This window comes from Paracoccus bogoriensis, assembly GCF_019431455.1.
GTDB classification, from domain to species: Bacteria; Pseudomonadota; Alphaproteobacteria; order Rhodobacterales; family Rhodobacteraceae; genus Paracoccus; species Paracoccus bogoriensis.
On sequence record NZ_JAHYSR010000089.1, the window covers coordinates 1 to 234 of the forward strand.

The following is a 234-nucleotide window of genomic DNA, read 5'->3' on the forward strand; positions in this document are numbered from 1 at the left end:
CAGCCAACGTGCTGCAATCCAGACGCCGTATACATGGCCGCAACCGATATTACACCAGCATCAACCGAAAAACCCTTGCCCTGCGGGAGCCATCAATACATGGTTCGAGCCCACTGGCGAGGGGCACCGAATTCACCAGCAAGGCCGTCCTGAAGTCGGCCAAGGACAACGGCGCCCAGTGGCATTACATCGACCCCGGCAAGCCGCAGCAGAACGCCTTCATCGAAAGCTTCA

The 234-nt window shown here is 58.5% G+C and carries 1 protein-coding gene; it reads left to right on the forward strand.

Annotated elements, in window-relative coordinates:
- The coding region (locus KY389_RS15595; RefSeq protein ID WP_246588181.1) for an integrase core domain-containing protein at positions 1 to 234 on the forward strand (234 nt) is incomplete at both ends.